The organism is Actinokineospora auranticolor (assembly GCF_002934265.1).
In the GTDB taxonomy this organism is placed as follows: domain Bacteria; phylum Actinomycetota; class Actinomycetes; order Mycobacteriales; family Pseudonocardiaceae; genus Actinokineospora; species Actinokineospora auranticolor.
The window spans coordinates 141528-159443 of sequence record NZ_PTIX01000001.1 but is presented as its reverse complement, the minus strand read 5'-3'; the positions used below and the strand labels follow the sequence as shown (position 1 = coordinate 159443).

At 73.6% G+C, this 17916-nt stretch carries 13 protein-coding genes; 9 read left to right on the top strand and 4 right to left on the bottom strand.

Features of this window, described 5'->3' with window-relative positions; translation table 11 throughout:
• The first annotated feature begins 27 nt into the window (after window positions 1-27).
• From CLV40_RS40490 to cobJ, 3 genes are read left to right on the top strand one after another with little or no spacing between them, the layout of a single operon-like run.
• The gene (locus CLV40_RS40490) at window positions 28-1869 is read left to right on the top strand and encodes a hypothetical protein (protein WP_342752233.1); all 1842 of its coding nucleotides are present in this window, start codon (window positions 28-30) and stop codon (window positions 1867-1869) included.
• On the top strand, window positions 1866-2492 hold the full coding sequence (locus CLV40_RS00675; RefSeq protein ID WP_104475871.1) for a precorrin-8X methylmutase: 627 nt from the start codon (window positions 1866-1868) through the stop codon (window positions 2490-2492). The genes CLV40_RS40490 and CLV40_RS00675 overlap by 4 nt, the downstream gene beginning before the upstream one ends.
• Entirely contained in the window at window positions 2489-4102 is a 1614-nt protein-coding gene (gene cobJ, locus CLV40_RS00670; protein ID WP_104475869.1) for a precorrin-3B C(17)-methyltransferase, read from the top strand. Before CLV40_RS00675 ends, cobJ begins: the two co-directional genes overlap by 4 nt.
• Before the next feature lie 310 nt (window positions 4103-4412).
• On the opposite strand, the gene CLV40_RS00665 is transcribed toward cobJ, so the two are convergent.
• The gene (locus CLV40_RS00665) at window positions 4413-5525 is read right to left on the bottom strand and encodes an erythromycin esterase family protein (protein ID WP_104475868.1); all 1113 of its coding nucleotides are present in this window, start codon (window positions 5523-5525) and stop codon (window positions 4413-4415) included.
• Window positions 5526-5606: 81 nt separating this feature from the next.
• On the opposite strand from CLV40_RS00665, the gene CLV40_RS00660 reads away from it, so the two are divergent.
• On the top strand, window positions 5607-6332 hold the full coding sequence (locus CLV40_RS00660; protein WP_104475866.1) for a TioE family transcriptional regulator: 726 nt from the start codon (window positions 5607-5609) through the stop codon (window positions 6330-6332).
• Here CLV40_RS00660 and CLV40_RS00655 read toward each other — a convergent pair.
• Window positions 6291-7895: an ABC-F family ATP-binding cassette domain-containing protein gene (locus tag CLV40_RS00655; protein ID WP_104475864.1), complete on the bottom strand. Its 1605-nt coding sequence runs from the start codon at window positions 7893-7895 to the stop codon at window positions 6291-6293. The two genes, CLV40_RS00660 and CLV40_RS00655, sit on opposite strands and share 42 nt — an antisense overlap.
• A 229-nt stretch (window positions 7896-8124) precedes the next feature.
• Here CLV40_RS00655 and CLV40_RS00650 point away from each other — a divergent pair, with 229 nt between their 5' ends.
• Both CLV40_RS00650 and CLV40_RS00645 read left to right on the top strand, forming a co-directional pair.
• On the top strand, window positions 8125-8484 hold the full coding sequence (locus tag CLV40_RS00650) for an STAS domain-containing protein (RefSeq protein WP_181043246.1): 360 nt from the start codon (window positions 8125-8127) through the stop codon (window positions 8482-8484).
• Window positions 8481-10904, top strand: coding sequence for a SpoIIE family protein phosphatase (locus tag CLV40_RS00645; protein ID WP_245930912.1), 2424 nt, complete (start codon window positions 8481-8483; stop codon window positions 10902-10904). The genes CLV40_RS00650 and CLV40_RS00645 overlap by 4 nt, the downstream gene beginning before the upstream one ends.
• A 243-nt stretch (window positions 10905-11147) precedes the next feature.
• Here CLV40_RS00645 and CLV40_RS00640 read toward each other — a convergent pair whose 3' ends face one another.
• Window positions 11148-12017 carry a universal stress protein gene (locus CLV40_RS00640; RefSeq protein WP_104475860.1) on the bottom strand — a complete coding sequence of 290 codons (870 nt, stop codon included), beginning with the start codon at window positions 12015-12017 and terminating at the stop codon, window positions 11148-11150.
• A gap of 156 nt (window positions 12018-12173) precedes the next feature.
• On the opposite strand from CLV40_RS00640, the gene CLV40_RS00635 reads away from it, so the two are divergent.
• From CLV40_RS00635 to CLV40_RS00625, 3 genes are all read left to right on the top strand, one after another.
• Complete coding sequence (locus tag CLV40_RS00635) at window positions 12174-12740, top strand: hypothetical protein (RefSeq protein ID WP_245930910.1); 567 nt, start codon at window positions 12174-12176, stop codon at window positions 12738-12740.
• A gap of 98 nt (window positions 12741-12838) precedes the next feature.
• A complete protein-coding gene (locus CLV40_RS00630) occupies window positions 12839-13543 on the top strand; it encodes a CBS domain-containing protein (RefSeq protein ID WP_104475858.1) in 705 nt (234 codons plus the stop codon).
• 447 nt (window positions 13544-13990) lie between these two features.
• A complete protein-coding gene (locus CLV40_RS00625) occupies window positions 13991-14494 on the top strand; it encodes a DUF6328 family protein (protein ID WP_104475856.1) in 504 nt (167 codons plus the stop codon).
• Window positions 14495-14527: 33 nt separating this feature from the next.
• On the opposite strand, the gene CLV40_RS00620 is transcribed toward CLV40_RS00625, so the two are convergent.
• Window positions 14528-17839 (bottom strand): helix-turn-helix transcriptional regulator, encoded by a 3312-nt coding sequence (locus CLV40_RS00620; RefSeq protein ID WP_104475854.1) that lies wholly within the window; start codon window positions 17837-17839, stop codon window positions 14528-14530.
• Window positions 17840-17916 lie beyond the last annotated feature (77 nt).

Here is a 17916-nt window from a genome sequence, read left to right as displayed (position 1 = left end):
CGTTCCGGCTCACCCTATATTCCAGGGGTGGCCGCTTCCCAGCCTTCACCGCTGCGCCGTTCAGGTGCCGACGCCTGCCCGGGCGCACTCGACGTGCACCGGGCGGCCGACGGCGGTTTGGCCAGGATCCGGGTGCCCGGCGGCCGGTTAACCACCGCTCACCTGGCCGTCCTCGCGAAGCTGGCCGATTCGCTCGGCGACGGCGCGCTGGAGGCGACCTCCCGCGCGAACCTCCAGATCCGCGGGCTGCCAGAAGGAGCCGAGCTGGAGCTGGCCGCCGCGCTGGCGGCGGCCGGACTTTTCCCCTCCCCGGCGCACGAGAAGGTGCGCAATATCGTCGCCTCGCCGCTGGGCCCGCCGGACCTGGCGCGGGAGCTGGACGCGGCGCTGTGCGCGGCGCCCGAGCTGGCCGACCTGCCCGGTCGGTTCCTGTTCTGCGTGGACGACGGCGGCGGGGACGTGGCCTGGCTCGGCGCGGACGTGACCGTCCTCTCAGTGCCGACCGGGGCGGAGCCGCCGGGTGTGGCCGAGGTCGCAGTGACTGCTCGACCACACCCGACGCGCTACCAGGAGAACCCGGGCCCGCGCGACACCCCCGAAGCCCGCGCGACGAGCAGGGAAACACCCCCCACCACGCGATCCGTCCAGCCTCGCGGGGACGCGTTCCCCTTGCCCGCCAACGCGACCGGGGCGGCGGGCGCCACCTGTTTACCGGCGGAGTCGTCCGAGGCGGACGCGTCCCCCCGACCTGATCCACTCATCACGAACACCATCACTGTCACCCCCACACGAGGCGCGGTCCCCGACGGCGACGCCCCGGCAGCTGAGCCGGGCGCCCGCCTCGCGGCCGCGCACCTGTCATCCCCCTCACCCCGCGCGGTGGGTCCACTCCCCGGACCCCCGACCGCGGGTTCCCCGGTCGTCGTCGAGGAAGCACGAGCACCCGAGGCTGCCCTCGGTGACCGAGCCGTTCCCGTACGCGACCAAGGCGACCACGCTGTCCCGTTCGGCGGTTCGCCGACGTCCGATTCCCGGACGACCGGGACCGTGGTGCCACATCCAGCAAACCAGAAAACAGCGGTACAGCGCACGGCAATTCTATCGGGGCCCACCGACAACCGGGCGGGACAGCGGCTTCCTGTGGACAGTTCCGGACTGTGTGGACGGCGCGGGCCGGATTTCCGCTACGCGGTGCTGCTCGGCGGCGTGGACCACGGGCTGCGCGCGGATCGCGACGAGGTGGTCGCCGTCGCGCTCGCCTGCGCCCGGGAGTTCCTGGCGGTGCGCGACGGGCAGTGGCGGGTCGCGGAACTGGGCGATCGAGCTCGGGAGATCGCGCGGCGCGTCGCGGCGACCACGCACCGCGAACTCCGCCCCGACCGGGTGCGGGCGGGACGTCCGTCGACCACCGGTCCGATCGGTCCCGTGGTGTTCGCCGGTGGCGAACCCGGTTTCGGTGTCGCTATCCCGCTGGGCAGGCTCACCGCCGCGCAGGCGCGCGCGCTCGCCGCCACCGGGCGCGACGTGGTGCTGACGCCGTGGCGCGGCCTGGTGGTCAGCGGCGACGGCGCGGGCCTGGCGGAACTGGGACTGCTCACCGACCCGTCGGCGCCCGGTGTCGGCGTGACCGCGTGCGCGGGGCAGCCGCAGTGCCGCAAGGCGCTGGCCGACGTGCGCGCGATGGCGCTGGCCACTACGGCCCCGGGCGGCCCGGTGCACTGGTCGGGCTGCGGGCGGCGGTGCGGGCGGCCGGTGGGAGAGGTGTTGGACGTGGTGGCCACCGAGGACGGCTACCTCGTCGACGGCCGGGCGGTGTCCGGCGAGCGGGTGACCACGGCGGTCGCCCTGGGCAGGCAGGAGCAGCGGTGACCGACTACATCCGGGACGGCGCGGAGATCTACCGCCGGTCGTTCGCCACCATCCGGGCGGAGGCCGACCTGGCCGGGCTGCCCGCGGACGTGGCGCGGGTGGTGGTGCGCATGATCCACGCCTGCGGGATGGTCGACCTGGTCGAGGACGTGGCCTACGCCCCCGATGTGGTGCGCGCGGCCCGGTCCGCGCTGCTGGCGGGCGCGCCGGTGCTGTGCGACGCGCAGATGGTGGCCTCCGGCATCACCCGGCGCAGGCTGCCCGCGGACAACGACATCGTCTGCACGCTGGGCGACCCGCGCGTCCCCGGTCTGGCCGAGGAACTCGGCAACACCCGCAGCGCGGCGGCGGTCGAGCTGTGGCGCGACCGGCTCGAGGGCGCCGTGGTGGCGGTCGGCAACGCGCCGACGGTGCTGTTCGCGCTGCTCGACCTGATCGACGCGGGCGGCCCGCGACCGGCCGCGATCCTGGGCCTGCCGGTGGGGTTCATCGGCGCGGCGGAGTCGAAGGACCTGCTGGCCGCGCACGGCGGCGGCATCCCGTACCTGGTGGTGCGCGGGCGGCGGGGCGGCAGCGCCATGGCCGTGGCCGCGGTGAACGCGATCGCGAGCGAGGACGAGTGACCGGCACCCTCTACGGCGTCGGGCTGGGCCCCGGCGACCCCGACCTGGTGACCGTCAAGGCAGCCCGGCTGATCGCCGCGGCGGACGTCATCGCGTACCACTCGGCCCGCCACGGGCGCTCGATCGCGCGCGGTGTGGCCGCGCCGTACCTGCGCGCAGGGCAGATCGAGGAACCCCTGGTCTACCCGCTGACGGTCGAGACCACCGACCACCCGGGCGGGTACGCGGGCGCGATGGCCGAGTTCTACGAGCACGCGGCCGCCCGCCTGGCCGCGCACCTCGACGCGGGCCGGGACGTGGTGGTGCTCGCCGAGGGCGACCCGCTGTTCTACGGCTCGTACATGCACATGCACAAGCGGCTGTGCGACCGGTACCCGACGGAGGTCGTGCCGGGTGTGACGTCGGTGAGCGCGGCGGCGGCGGTGCTGGGCAAGCCGCTTGTGGAAGGCGAGGAGGTGTTGTCGGTGCTGCCCGGTACCCTGCCGGAAGAGGTGTTGACCGAGCACCTCACCCGCGCGGATTCCGCCGCGGTGCTGAAGCTGGGCCGAACGTTCACCAAGGTCCGGGCGGCCTTCGAGGCCGCCGGGAAGCTGGAGCGCGCCCTCTACGTGGAACGCGCCACGTGGGGCGAGGGGCGCAGTCTGCCGCTGTCCGAAGTGGATCCGGAATCGGTGCCGTACTTCTCGCTGGCCATGCTCACCAGCCCGAGCAACGACGGCCTCACCACGCTGTCCTCCACCACAGCGCCCGCCGCCGCTGGGGCTCCGGGCTCGGTTTCGGACGCCGTTGCCGACGCCGTTTCGGACTCCGCCCCGGCTTCGGCCTCGGAATCCGGCTCCGGCTCGGGCCCGGCTTTGGGCTCTGGCTCGGGCGAGGTCGTGGTCGTCGGCACGGGTCCGGCGGGTCGGCCGTGGATGACGCCGGAGGCGGTGGCCGCGCTGGCGGAGGCGGACGACCTGGTGGGGTACAAGACGTACCTCGACCGGGTACCGGTGAACCCGCGCCAGCGCAGGCACGCCTCGGACAACCAGGTGGAGGCCGAACGCGCGGAGTTCGCCCTCGACCTGGCCCGCCGCGGCCGCCGAGTAGCGGTCGTGTCCTCCGGCGACCCGGGCGTCTTCGCCATGGCGGCGGCCGTGTTGGAGGTCGCGGAAGATCCACAGTGGACGGATGTGCCGGTGCGGGTGCTGCCGGGCCTGACCGCGGCCCAGGCCGTGGCCAGCCGGGTCGGCGCCCCGCTGGGGCACGACTTCTGCGTGCTGTCCCTGTCGGACCGGCTCAAGCCGTGGGACGTCATCACGGCCCGCCTGGCCGCCGTGGCGGCGGCGGACCTGGTGATCGCGCTGTACAACCCGGCGTCGAAGTCCCGCACCTGGCAACTGGGCGAGGCGCGCGGCATCCTCCTGGGCCACCGCGCCCCGGACACCCCGGTGGTGATCGGCCGAGACGTCGGGGGGCCGGAGGAGTCGATCCGCGTCGTGCGCCTGGCCGACCTGGACCCCACCACCGTCGACATGCGCTGCCTCGTCCTGGTCGGCTCCTCCCGCACGCGGGTGGTCACGAAGCCGGACGGCGGCCAGGTGGTCTACACGCCCCGCCACTACCCCTGAGCCGCCCGCCGACCCCGCTGTCGCCGTCGCGCGATGGCGGGGTCGCGGGAGACTGGCACGCGGCGGTCGACTGGATGGGCCATGCCGGATCGGGACTTGGCCGAACACGCCGCTCACCGAGCCCCGCGCGGGATGCACCGCTGGAGCGACGAAGGTGAGTCCCGGTGGGCCATGCCGACTTCCGTCGGGGCGCCCGGATACGGCGGCAGGCAGGCACGCCAGTCGCTGTGAGAGTTCAACGCGTAGCCAGGTAATCACAGAAGCGTGTGTTGCCGCCAAGCACGCTGCTCTGAGCGGAACGGGCCGTGGCCTACACGGCGCCGGTGTCGCTGATGTGCAGAATGGCGTCGGCGGGGTCGAAGGTGGCGGGCTCGAGCGGGAAGTAGCCCATGCGCGGGGTCGTGTCGGTTCGGGTCTGCGCGGACGCGGGCAGGTCGGGGGTGGTGAGGCCCCAGGTGTCGACGCGGGGCTGGAGGTGTGACTCGTAGGTGTTCGGGGCGGGCTCGGCCAGGCCGAGGGTGGCGCCGCGGCCGAGGCTGCCCGGGATGAAGGCGTAGCGGTCGCCGAGGAGGGCGGCGACGATGGCGCCCGCGCCGACGAAGGGGTGGTTCCCGTAGGTGCCCGGGTTCCGCCGCAGGTGGAGGTTGTGCGCGTGGACCAGGGTCGGGCCGCGGCGGGCTTCCAGGGTGTGGATGTCCAGGAGGTTCCGCGCCATGAGGGCGTCGCGGGTGGCCATGAGCCGGGCGACGCGGGTGTCCTGGTCGTCGATGGGTTGCGCGCACTGGCGGTGGTAGCGCAGCAGGCCCAGGCCCGCAGTGAGGTGGGTCCTGGCCTCGACCCAGCGGGCGGTGGCGGTCTGGTCGGGGGTTCCGGCGTCGAGAGCGGTGAGCAGTGCACCGCCGATTTCGCGCAGCCGGTCGGCCTCGGGGGTGGCACCGGGTGACTCGGCGTGGTTCATAACTGCCTCGGTGCGGGTCCACGGGTCGTCGTCACCGGGGATGTCGATGTCGAGGCCCAGGTAGTCGCGGACGTGCGCGAGGTAGGGCCGCGGGCTGGGCGCGGTGAAGTTCTCCGTCGGGATGTCCCAACCGTGGAAGGACAGGCGGTCGGCCGGTGGCAGGTCCTTGTTGTGGTCGCGCATCCACGCGACCAGGCCGCGGTTGGCGTCGATCGCGCCGAAGCCGTGGGTGAAGCCGGACCGCGTGAGGTCGTCGAGCCTGCCGACGCCGTGGCGGACGTAGTTGTCCACGGCGACGGCGGAGACCCGGTCGGTTTCGAGTGCGATCGACCGGAAGCCGAGGTCGACGAGCTGGGCGAACAGCTCGTTGCGGACCATGGGGAAGGCCGCCTCCTGGTGGGTCGGTTCGCCCAGGGCCAGCAGCTCGCAGGTGGGGGTCAGGACGTCTTGGATGCGCTGGGTCATGGGTCTCAACCGTATCCTTGAAACAGCAGTTGACAGTTTCACGCTCTCGACCTCGCAAACACCCGGAAAAGTCTCAAACCAGTGAGCACCCTCCGACCGGCCGACCTGGCCCGCGAACACGGCCTCTCGACCCAGGCCGTCCGCAACTACGAACGCGACGGCTTCCTCCCGCCCGCCGACCGCACCCCCACCGGCTACCGCGTCTACACCCCCCGACACGCGGCAGCCCTACGCGCCTACCTCGCCCTGATCCCCGCCCACGGCCACCGCGCGGCGGGACAGGTCATGACCGCCGTCCACGACAACGACCTGGACCGCGCGCTGACGCTCATCGACCGCGGCCACACCCAACTCCTCAACGACCGCGAAACCCTCGCGTCGGTCCGCGAGGCCATCGCGCACCTCCCCCACACCCCGCTCGCCGCGGGCAGCCCGCGCACGATCGGCGAACTGGCGCACCGCCTGGGCGTCACCCCGGCGACCCTGCGCAACTGGGAGAGCGCGGGCATCCTCACCCCGACCCGCACCCCGACCGGCCATCGCCTCTACCACCCCACCGACACCCGCGACGCCGACCTGACCCACCTCCTCCGCCGCGGCGGCTACCCACTGGACCGCGTCGCCACCGTCATCCACCAAATCCGCACGGCAGGCGGCACCGACGCCCTGTCCTCCGCATTGGCGGACTGGCAACAATCCCTGACCACCCGCTCCCTGGCCATGCTGCGCGCGGCAGGCCAACTCGACCTCTACCTCGCGCACCCCTCAAGCGGTGGCGGTTACGACCTCGCCGTCGGCGAGGTGTAGTTCCGGGCCGGTCCAGCCGCGTTGGAGCCAGCGGTCGTGGGTGGCTATCACGACGGCTCCGGGGGCTGTGTGGAGGGCTTCCTCCAGTTCCTCGGCCAGGGCGAGGGAGAGGTGGTTGGTCGGTTCGTCCAGTAGGAGGACTTCCGGTGGGCTCGCGATCAACAACGCCAGGGCCAGTCGGCGGCGTTGGCCGACCGAGAGGTGGCCCACTGGGCGGTCCAGGTCGCGTTCGGCCAGCAAACCCAGTTGCACCAAGGGGATCGCTTCTTCGGCTGCCGTCCGCTGGTACAGCTCTCGCGGGGTGCGGGTCGGGGTTGGGAATACCGCGTCCTGTTCGAGCAGGCCCACCCGTACGTCGTCGGCTCGGGTCACCGCGCCGTGGTCGGGTTTCAGTCTGCCCGCCAGTACGGCCAGCAGCGTCGACTTGCCCGCGCCGTTGCCGCCGCGTACCAGCAGGCGAGCGGAGGTGGTGATTTCCAATTCCGGGACGCGCAATCGGCCTGGCAGGTGGACGTCGCGCAGGGAGATCGCGGGGTGGTCGGAAGTGGTTTGGCCGGTCAGGTCCGCCGCGAATCGCAAGGGGGCCGGGGGTTCGGCGATCTGGGTTCGGGTCAGTTCGTCCAGTCGGTGCCGGGCGTTGCGGATCCGGCGGGAGATCTGCTGTTCGACGCGGTTGCCGCGCAGGCCGAAGGCCATCTTGTTGCCGTCCCGGATGCCCCGGTTGTGGTTGATGGCCCGGGCCGTCACGTCGACCGATTCCCGCAGCTCGACCAGTTCCCGCTGCTCCTCGGCCCACTGCCACTCCCACCGCGCCCGCTCCGCGCGCTTGGCCGACAGGTAGTCCGTGTAGGCCCCGCCGAACCGGGTGACGCCGTCGCGGGACGGGTCGAGGTCGATGATGTCGGTGCACACCGCGTCGAGGAAGACGCGGTCGTGGGAGGCCAGGACGACCACGCCGGGCAGGGCGGCGAGTTGCTCTTCCAGGAACGCGACGGCCTCGTCGTCGAGGTGGTTGGTGGGTTCGTCGAGCAGCAGCGCGCTCGGCCTGCGGATCAGCAGCGCCGCCAGGCCCAGTCGGGAGCGCTGACCGCCGGACAAAGCCGAAATCGGCCGCTCTCTGTCCACAGAGGCCAGTCCGATACCATCCAATACCCTGTCCGCACGGCGATCCGCGTCCCACAGGTCGTGGTCACACGCCCACTCCAGCAGATCCCCGTACGCCGCAGGCGCTTCCGGATCGGTCGCCATGCGCGCGGCGAGGTCGTCAAGTCGCGCACGTGCCGCGTGCACGTCGGCCAGCGCATCCGCGACCACCCCCGCGACAGTGGTTTTGCCGCTATACGGGAGTTCCTGCGACAGGAACCCGCAGTCCGGTGGCCTGGCGACACTGCCGGAGTCGGCCGCCTCGACGCCCGCGAGCAGCCGCAGCAGCGTCGACTTGCCGACGCCGTTGTCGCCGACCAAGCCGACGCGCCGCCCCGGGGCGACCGACAGTGACACTCCATTGAGGACTCGCCGGTCGGTGTAGATCTTGACGAGGTCATGCGCGAGGAGGGTTGACATACGACACCTGTCCGCTGAAATCGTGCGGAAGGCCCGCCGGGCATACCGGTTCCCCCGACTGACGAGCACGGGGAACACGCCGCGGACGCGGGCAGGACGCGAGGTCAGATCACCATAGTGACACCGAGTATCCGGACCCCCGCCCCCGCCGTCAACCCCGCTGTGCCGCGGGACACCCGGGCCGCGCGCGGTTACGATCTCCGGGCCACGCTCGCGGAAGGAGCCTGCCTTGGGTGACCCGGAGCTGTTGACGATCACGGTGGACGAGCGGGGACCCGACCGCGCCGCGGTGGTGGTCGTCGACGGCCAGCTCGACTTCGGCACGACCCCGCACCTGCTGAGGGTCGCCACCCCGCTGACGGAGTCGGCCCGCCCGGTGGTGCTGGACCTGGCCGCCGTGTCCTTCTGCGACTCCAGCGGCCTGAGCGCCCTGGTCCGGCTGCACAAGTCCGCCGCGGCGGCGGGCGGCTCGCTGACCCTGGCCCGGCCGCGCCCCCAGGTGGCCGCCACCATCGCCGCCACCGCCCTCGACCGCCTCTTCACCATCCGCGCCACGCTGCCCGGCGACGACGGCGCCGGTTCGCGGTGAGCCGACCGGACGCGCGGACCTACGACATCGCCCGCTTCGGGCTCTCCGACATGGTCCGCACCACCGCCGACCTGCGGCGCCGCGCCGAGGAGGCGCCCGACTTCGCCGCCGCGGTCGAGTCGCTGGTGCGGGGCCTGCGGGACAGCTTCACCGACGCGGCAGGCGCCCCGGTGCTGCCGCTCGTGCGCCTCTACACCACCCGCGACCACGCCGAGCTGACCCCGCGGCAGCGCGCCCACGTCGCCCGCCACCACGGCGAGACGGACGCGCGCTGCCTGGTCCTGGCCGCGAGCGCGGGTGAGCTGCCCGCGTGGAACGACCCGGGCACGGCCCGGTGGAGCCGGATCATCCCGGTGCCCTCCCCCAGCACCCTGCCCATGGTGGCGGCCATGGCGAGCAGGCTCGGCCTCGCCATCGACGACGTCATCTCCGGGCCCCTCCCGGGTTCGGGCGGGTTCGGGGTGGTGCACGTGCCCGACGCGCTGGGCAGCGCGTTCGTGCCCGACCAGCGGTTCGTCGTCGAGCACGGGATCGCGTCGGTGGTCGGGTTCGGTGGGGTGCTGCCGGGTGGGACGGCGTTCTGCGTGCTGCTGTTCTCCCGGGTCGCGGTGCCCGCGGAGACGGCGGAGCAGTTCCAGGCGGTGTCGATCGGGGTGCGGGTCGGGCTGCTGGCGCACTTCCGCGGCGACGCGTCGCTGCCCGCCGAGCGGGACGCGGTGCGGGCGCACCTGGCGGTCCTGGAGGAGGCGTCGCGCCGCCAGGCGACCGCGCTCGAGCAGGCCGTGGCGCGGTTGCGGGCCGAGGCGGACCTGGTGGACTCGTTGCAGGTCGTCGGGCGGCGGCTGACCGCGCAGCTCGACATCGACACCCTGGTGCAGGACGCGACCGACGCCGCGACCAAGGCGACCGGGGCGGCGTTCGGGGCGTTCTTCTACAACCTGGTGAACGACTACGGCGAGTCGTACACGCTGTTCACCCTGTCCGGCGTGCCGCGGTCGGCGTTCGAGCGGTTCCCCATGCCGCGCAACACCGGGGTGTTCGCGCCGACGTTCAAGGGCGTGGGCACCGTGCGGTCGGCCGACATCACCGCGGACGAGCGCTACGGGCACAACCCGCCGTACCGGGGCATGCCGGAGGGGCACCTGCCGGTGCGCAGCTACCTGGCGGTGCCGGTGGTCTCGCCGTCGTCCGGCGAGGTGCTGGGCGGCTTCTTCTTCGGCCACCCCGAGCCGGGCCGGTTCACCGGGCGGCACGAGGCGCTGGCCGAGGGCATCGCCGGGTACAGCGCGATCGCCCTGGACAACGCGCGGCTGTTCGCCCGGCAGCGCACCATGGCCACCGAGCTGGCGCGCAGCATGCTGCCCACCATCCCGGAGACGCCCGGCCTGCGGGTGCTGTCCCGGTACCTGCCCGCGGCGACCGGCGCCGAGGTCGGCGGCGACTGGTTCGACGTGATCGCGCTGCCCGTCGGCCGGACCGCGTTCGTCATCGGCGACGTGGCCGGGCGCGGGGTGGCCGCGGCGGCGGTCATGGGGCAGATCCGGACGGCGGTGCGGTCGTACGCGCTGCTGGACCTGCCGCCGTCGGAGGTGCTGCGGCACGCGTCCGAGCTGGCGATGGCGACCCCGGACGCGGACTTCATCACCTGCCTGTACGCGGTGCACGACCCGGCCGACGACACCCTGGCGTTCGCGGGCGCGGGCCACCTGCCCGCCGTGCACCTGACCCCGGACGGCGCGGCCCGCCTGATCGCCGAGACGATGGGCATGCCCCTGGGGGTGGGCACGGTGTTCACGCAGCGGCAGGTCGCCTTCCCGCCCGGCTCGCGGCTCGTGCTCTACACCGACGGGCTGGTCGAGACCCGCGGCGGGCACCTGCCGGACGGTGTGGACGCGCTCGTCCGCGGGCTGGCCGAGATGCCGCCCGACGGTTCTGCCCTGGATGCCCTCATCGCCGACCTGACCGGCGGCAGGCACGAGGACGACGTGGCGGTGCTGCACGTCCACCACACCGGCACCCACCGCCGCGTCGCGACACTACCGCTGACCACCGACAGCGCCGCGGCGGCCACGGCGCGCCGGTTCACCGCGGAGCACCTGGCGGCGTGGGGGCTGGGTCCGCTGGTCGACCGGGCGGTGACCATCGCCAGCGAACTCGTCACGAACGCGGTCCGCCACACCGGCCGCCCCACGACGCTGCGCCTGCACGCCGACCGCAGCCGCCTCGCCATGGGCGTCGGCGACCGCGACCCGACCGTCCCGCACCCCATCCCGGCGGCCCCCACCGACGAACACCACCGCGGCCTGCACATCGTCGAGTCGTTCGCGACCCGCTGGGGAACCCGGCCCACGGCGGACGGCAAGGTCGTCTGGGCCGAGATCCTCCTCCACCGCGACCACACCCTCGACGAAACCTGGTAGCTCACACCCCCACCCGAGGCCAGCGGGATGCGAGCCTCCCGCCGTCGCTATCCGCGAGTGCCGCCGATACGACCTCCACCAGAGCACGTTCCAACGGCCCCAAGAGGTCCCCCGCGAAGGGGAACCCCTTGTCTACAACAGTAGTCGCGGCGGCGGGCGAATCGGAGTGGTCAGGAGTCGCCTGTGGACAACTTCGGGGTATGGGGGACGGAGGACGGACTGCGGTGATCAACTCGGTGGTGATCAACTTGTGGTGGGGCGGATGATGGCTACCGGGCAGGGGGCGTGGCGGATGAGGGCTTGGCCTACGGAGCCGAGGATCAGGCCCGTGAACTCGCCGTGGCCTCGGGTGCCTACGACGAGGAGGGTGGCGTCCTTGGCGTTGTCCAACAAGAGGCGGGTGGCTCGGGCGCGGTCCACCACCTGTTCCACCGGCACGTTCGGGTAGCGCTCGCGGAAGGTTGCCAGGCGCTTGGCCAGGTCTTCACCCGCGCGGTCGCCCAGCGGGGTCCAGTCCACCGCGCTGAACTCGCCCAGGTAGGCGATTTCCACCAGGGACTCGCTCCACGCGTGGACGGCGACGACCGTGCTGTCGATGGCCGCTGCGTGTTTGAAGGCGAACTCCAGGGCGGCGTCCTCTTCCGCGTCCACGCCGACCACGACCTTGCGCGCGTCGGTGTCGACCTCGCCGCGCACCACTACGACCGGGCTGTGCGCGTGCGCGGCCAGCGCGACGCCCGTGGACCCCAGGACCATGCCCTCGAACGCGCCGAGGCCGCGTGAGCCGACCACCGTCAGCCGAGCGTCACGGCTTACCTCCACCAGGCTCGGCACCACCGGTCCCTCGACGGCGGACGTGTGCACCTCCAGCCCGTCCCGCTCGGCCACCTCCCGCCCGTGCGCCAGCCGCTCGACGGCTTGCGCGCGCAGGCTGTCGCGCATCTGGTCGACGGTGACGACGGTCTGCGGGTAGCCACCGATCGGCCACGGGTACGCGGTGACGATCCGCAACCCCACCCCCGCCCGGAGGGCTTCCTCGGCTGCCCAGCGCACCGCCGCGTCGGACTCCTCGGACCCGTCGACGGCGACCAGCACGGGCAGTTGCTCACTCATCGGGTGTCTCCTCTCGACGGTTCGACACGATTCACGCTACCCGCGCGGCGCGGACCCCACCGATCGCTTTGGGCCCGCCCGGACGGGACCTTGGGCACCGGACAACGCCCCCGCGTCGGGACCACCATGGGAACGCGACAGCCCGAGGAGGCTCCGATGGTCACCAAGACCCGCCCCACGATCCGCGAACACACCCCGACGACCACGAACGGCCCGGTGGGCGGCCGGGTGCTCGCCGTCACGAGAGTCCTCTTGGGATTCGTCTTCCTGTGGGCCTTCCTGGACAAGGCGTTCGGGCTCGGCTACGCCACCCCGGGCGGGAAGGGCTGGTTCGACGGGGGTGCGCCGACCAGGGGATTCCTCAGTGGACTCGACCACGGCCCGTTCGCCGACGCGCTGCGGGGCATCGCGGGCAACCCGGTCGCGGACGCGTTGTTCATGCTCGGTCTGCTCGGCGTCGGCCTCGCCCTGGTCCTGGGCATCGGCCTGCGGATCGCGGCGGTGAGCGGGACGCTGATGATGGCGCTGATGTGGGTGGCCGAGTGGCCGCTCGCGCGGCACACCGACGTCGGCGAGCTGACCCGGTCGTCGAACCCGCTCGTCGACTACCACGTCGTCTACGCCGCCGCGCTGGTCGTCCTCGCCGTGCTGGCCGCGGGCGACACGTGGGGCCTGGGCCGCCGGTGGGCCCGGTTGGTCGGCCGGAATCGCTGGCTCCGCTGAAAACCGTGCCACGGTCGGATGGATTCCCGCCCCAGCCGGTGTGTTCCCGGCGCGGGGCGGTAATCCTGGAGTGCGGCCCGGTCACCTGAGGAGGAACCATGCGGCACCACACGATCGCCGAAGTGATGTCCCGCGACCCCGCGACGGCGCGGGTGGACACGGGGTTCGCCGAGTTGGTGCGGCTCATGGCCGCGCGGTCGGTCAGCGCGCTGCCGGTGCTCGACGAGGACGGCCGGGTGCTGGGCGTGGTGTCGGAGGCCGACCTGCTGGCCAAGGAGAGCGTGCAGGAGCGGCCGCACGCCATCTCCGCGCTGCTGCGCCGCCACGCCGAGCGGGTCCGAGCCCGCGGCACGACGGCGGGCGAGCTGATGTCGTCACCGGCGGTCACCATCGCCCCGGAGGCCACCATTCCGCATGGCGCCCGGATGATGGTCGACCGCCGGGTGAAGCTACTGCCCGTGATCGACCCCGATGCCCGCCTGCTCGGCGTGGTCAGCCGGTCGGACCTGCTGAAGATGTTCAGCCGCCCCGACTCCGAGATCCTCACGGAGATCGCGGACGAGGTGTTCATGCGCGGGCTGGGCATCGGCACGGAGGGCGTGCGGATCACCCTGGCCGGGGGCATCGTCACGCTGGAGGGTCGGGTGGAACGCCGCAGCTGGGCCACCGTGGCCGACGCGCTGACCCGCCAGATCGACGGCGTGGTCGACGTCCACACCCTCCTCGACTACGACTGGGACGACGCCGCGATCACCATCCCGGAGGCCATGGTCGTCGACATCACCCACGAACCCCGCCGCTGACCGCGGGGCTTTCCGTCCGGCCATCCTGGTGCCCGGCGGCAGGCTCCTCGTCTCGGTCGAACACCCCTTCGCGATCCACCTCATGCGGCGGCTGGCCGGGGACCGCCCCGACTACTCCGCGATCGGGGAGCGAACGGAGGAGTGGACCCCGGGCGGCCACACCGTCTCGATGCGCTTCTGGGACCGGCCGTTGCGCGCGATGACCGATTACCTTCGCCACAGCGGGGTTCCGGATCGAGGTGATCAGCGAGCCGGATCCGGCGCCCACCGCGCACGAACGGTTCCCGGCGGAGTTCCGCGAACTCGCGGGTCCGAGTTTCCCGGGTTTCCTGATCTTCGTGCCGCGGACGGGGTGAGCCGGGGCTTCGGACATCCGTCAGTGGACCGATGTCTCCGCGCGGCGTGGCGAGCAGAGTTGGTTCCAGTTCGACCGACTGGAGCACACACATGATCACCGACATCACCCCCACCCCCGAACCCCGCACCGAAACCCCCAGGCAGCGCCTCGACCGCAACTACGGCGAGATGCTGCAAGAGGTCCGGGTCGCGCAGACCGGGGTGCAGTTCCTCCTGGCCTTCCTGCTCGCCTTGGCCTTCACGCCGCGCTTCGCCGAGATATCGGTGTTCCAGCGGGACATCTACGTCATCGCGTTGTTGTTGGGGGCCGCGGCCACCGCTCTGCTGATCGCGCCCGCGCCGTTCCACCGGTTGGTGTTCCGGCGCAGGCTCAAGCGGCACCTGGTGGCGGCGACGGGGTGGTTCACCCTGTGCGGCCTGGGTTTCCTGATGCTGTCCCTCGGCGCGTCGCTGCTGTTGATCCTCGACGTGGTGCTGGGCACCAGGCAGGCGCTGTGGCTCTCCGGCGGGACGATCACCTGGTTCGCCGGGCTCTGGTTCGCGGCGCCGCTGTGGAGCAGGCGGCACGGGACGCGGAGCGAAGAGGACCGGTGAGGACGCGGGGTCCGCCGTGCGCGGCGGGCCCCGTCAGCCGGACTCGCGGAAGCGGGTGGCGGCTTCGCGGGCGATCTCGGTGCGGGAGGCCATGTCCAGCTTCGCCAGGATGTGCGACACGTGCGTGGCGACCGTCCGCGGCGACAGCACGAGCCGCGCGGCGATGGCGGGGTTCGACAGGCCCTCGGCGACCAGTGCGGCGATCCGCACTTCGGTCGGCGTCAGGCTGCCCCACCCGGAGCGCTCCGCGCGATGTCGGGCGCGGGGGCCGCGCCGGATCCCGTGGGGGCGCAGCGCCGCGCGCAGACCAGCCGCGTCCCAGGTGGCGCCGAGCGTGTCGTACACGTCGTCGGCCGCGGTGAACGCGGTTCGGGCCGAGACCGCGTCCCCGGCTTTCGCGAACAGCACCGCTGCCGCGTGCAGTGCGCGGGCCCGGGCCAGCGGGCGGCCCGCCGTCGCGAAGTGCTCCACGGCGGCAGCCACCAAGGTGACGTCTTCGTTGATCAGGCCCCGGCACAGCAGTGCCGCGCCCCGCCGGTGGGCGACCGGTGGCCCGATCTTCTCCGCCAGACCCGCCGCGTACTCGGCGGCCCCCGGGTCACCCAGGTCCAGCGCCAGCCGGACGGTCTCCGGGAGCAGGTCCTCCATCTCCTCCAGTTCCTCGGGCCCCGACAGGCGGGTCAGCAGTGCGGCGAGCGCCCGCCGGGCGGCGCCGCGACGTTCGAGGTCCAGGGCGCGGGCCAGGGCGAGCGAGCCGACCACCCGGTTGCCGAGGTGGCGGGCCAGGGGCTTGGCCGCGGCCAGGTGCCCGACCGCGGCGTCCGGGTCGCCGCGGTGGAAGGCGATGAGGGCGGCCACGCCGTGGTCGCAGCAGGCCACGGCCGGGTCCTTGACCTCGTCGGGCAGGGCGGTGACCTCGGCGGTGGCGTCGTCCCAGCGGCCGACGTCGAAGAGCAGTTCACCGAGGGCGCTGTGCGCCTGGGCCAGCCGGACCAGGCCGCCGGACTCCTGGGCGAGCGCGCGGACGGCGGTGGCGGCCGCGACGGCCTCCGGGTAGCGGTCGAGGTCGCCGAGCGCGACGGCCTGGTTGATCTGCAGCAGCAGCCGCAGGTCCAGCAGCGCGGGGTCGGCGGCGGTGACAGCGAGCGCCCGGTCGAACAGCGGGAGGGCGGTGGCGCAGTCGCCGCGCATGACCGCGACGACGGTCAGCACGTGCAACGCCCACCCCACGGTCCACCGGTCGTCGCCCGCGCACGCCAGTGCCTCGGCGGCCACCGCGCCCGCCCGGTCGACGTCGCCGACGTCGCGGTGCGCGCGGGCGGTGAGGACCAGCAGCCGGGCCCGGTGCCGGGGCGGCAGACCGGGGGCGGCGGCGGCGAGGGTGGTGAGCGTCAGCGCGGCGCGGCCGGTCATGGCGCGGGATTGGGCCAGGGTCCAGTGCAGGTCGACGACCAGCTCGGGGTCAGTGGTGACGGCCAGGGCACTCGCGGCGACCTGCTCGGCGCCCGCGTGGTCACCGGTGCGGTACCGGGCGTCGGCCAGCCGCGCGGCCAGGGCGCTCGCGGCGGTCTGCGCGGCGCCCGCCCGGTGGGTGGGGGTCGCGCGGACAGCGGCAGCAGCCGTGGAGTCGTTCGGCCCCCGGTCGAGCGGATCACCCGCAGCGACCCACTCGGTCTGCGCTTGGCCGCCGTCACGGCCGATGGCAGCCGCGAGCTCACCCGGTCGAGAACCGGCAGTCGCCGGATCTGCCGCGTCGGCAGGGAACGGAAGCCGTTCCGCGGACGCCTGAAACCCGGTGGCCGCCCGAGCGGTACCGCCCTCGCCGTCAGCGGCGGCGCCCGGGAGCTCGGCTACGGAGCGATCTAAATCAGCCGCGCGGACCGGTTCGGCGGCGGGCTGCTCGCTCGGTCGGGAACCGGCAGTCGCCGGATCTGCCGCGTCGGCAGGGAACGGAAGCCGTTCCGCAGACGCCTGGTACCCAATGGCCGCCCGAGCGGTACCGCCGTCAACGGCGGCTCCTGGGTGCTCGGCGGTGGGGCGGCCCCGATGGGCCGCGCGGACCGGTTCGGCGACCGGCTGCTCGCTCGGGCAGTACTCGGTTTGGGCGGTCAAGAGGCCGGTGTCGCGGAGCGCTCGGTCCAAGAGCCGCACAGCCAGCGCGGGGGCTTGGGCGATGAGGGCGGGGGCGGCGTCGGCCAGCCAGGCGGTCGACCACGCGTCGAGGTGGGCGGTGTCGGAGAGTTCCACGGCGCGCAGGAACTGGCGGGCGACGCGGCGGATCGGGGCGCCCGAGCCCGCCAGGGCGACGGCGGCGTCGCGGTGCAGGACGGCGCGGACGGCGGCGGGCACGTCGTCGTGGATGGCGGAGCGGATCAGGGGGTGCCGGAACGCCAGGCGGTCACCGCTCTCCCGCAGCACGCCCGCGGCCCGGGCCTCCTCGAGCGCGCCGACCAGGTCGCCCGCCCGGGTGCCGAGGACGGCGGCGGCGTCGGCGGGGTCGAACTCGACGCCGAGCAGGGCGGCGGCGCGCAGCACGGCCCGCACGGGTTCGGCCAGGAAGTCGAGCCGGTGGGCGATGGCCGCGCCGAGTGAGCCGGGGGCGGGGTCGCCGGTCAGCTCGGCGCGCCCCGCCGCGGACACGAGTGCGGCGGAGCGGCGCAGGGCGTCGACGAGTTCGGTGAGGTAGAGCGGGTTCCCGGCGGCGCCGTCGGCCAGCGCGAGGAGCCGGTCGCCGGGTCGGCCGCCCGCGAGCTGGCCGACGAGGGTGGCCACGGCCCGGTCGGACAACCGGTCCACGGTCAGCACACCGGACCGTTCGACGCTGCGCCGCAGCGCGACCAGCTCGTCCCTGCGCGGCACCTGGCGGGCGATGCCGACCAGCAGCAGGGGCCGCGTCCCGGCGAGCCGGGCCAGCCCGCACCACAGCGCGGCGGTCGCGCGGTCGGCCCACTGCAGGTCGTCGACCACGAGCACCTGCGGCCCGGTCCGGCACAGGTCGGTGACCAGCGCCAGCAGCTGGCGGGACGCGGCGGCGACCGGATCCGCCGCGCCGGTCTCCCCGCGCAGCAACCGGTCCACGGCGTCCAGGCGCGGGTCCCGGTCGTCGCGCAGCGCGTCGAGGACCGGCAGCAGCGGCAGGGCCTTGCCGAGTTCGTCGCCGCTGCCCCAGCGGACCGGTGCGCCCAGCCCGGCGGCCCGGTCGGCGGCGGCCCGGGTCAGCGCGGTCTTGCCGATGCCCGGTTCGCCCTCCACCAGCAGCGCCCGGCCGCGGCCCGCGAGCAGGCCGTCGACCGCGGCGTCGAGGCGGCGCCGCTCGGCGGTGCGACCGATGAGCGGAACGGGCATCGAAGCAGGATATGGACGTGAATCGCAGGTAAACAATGGGTGTACAGCAAGAATGAGCCCAATGGCGCAGCGGAGTT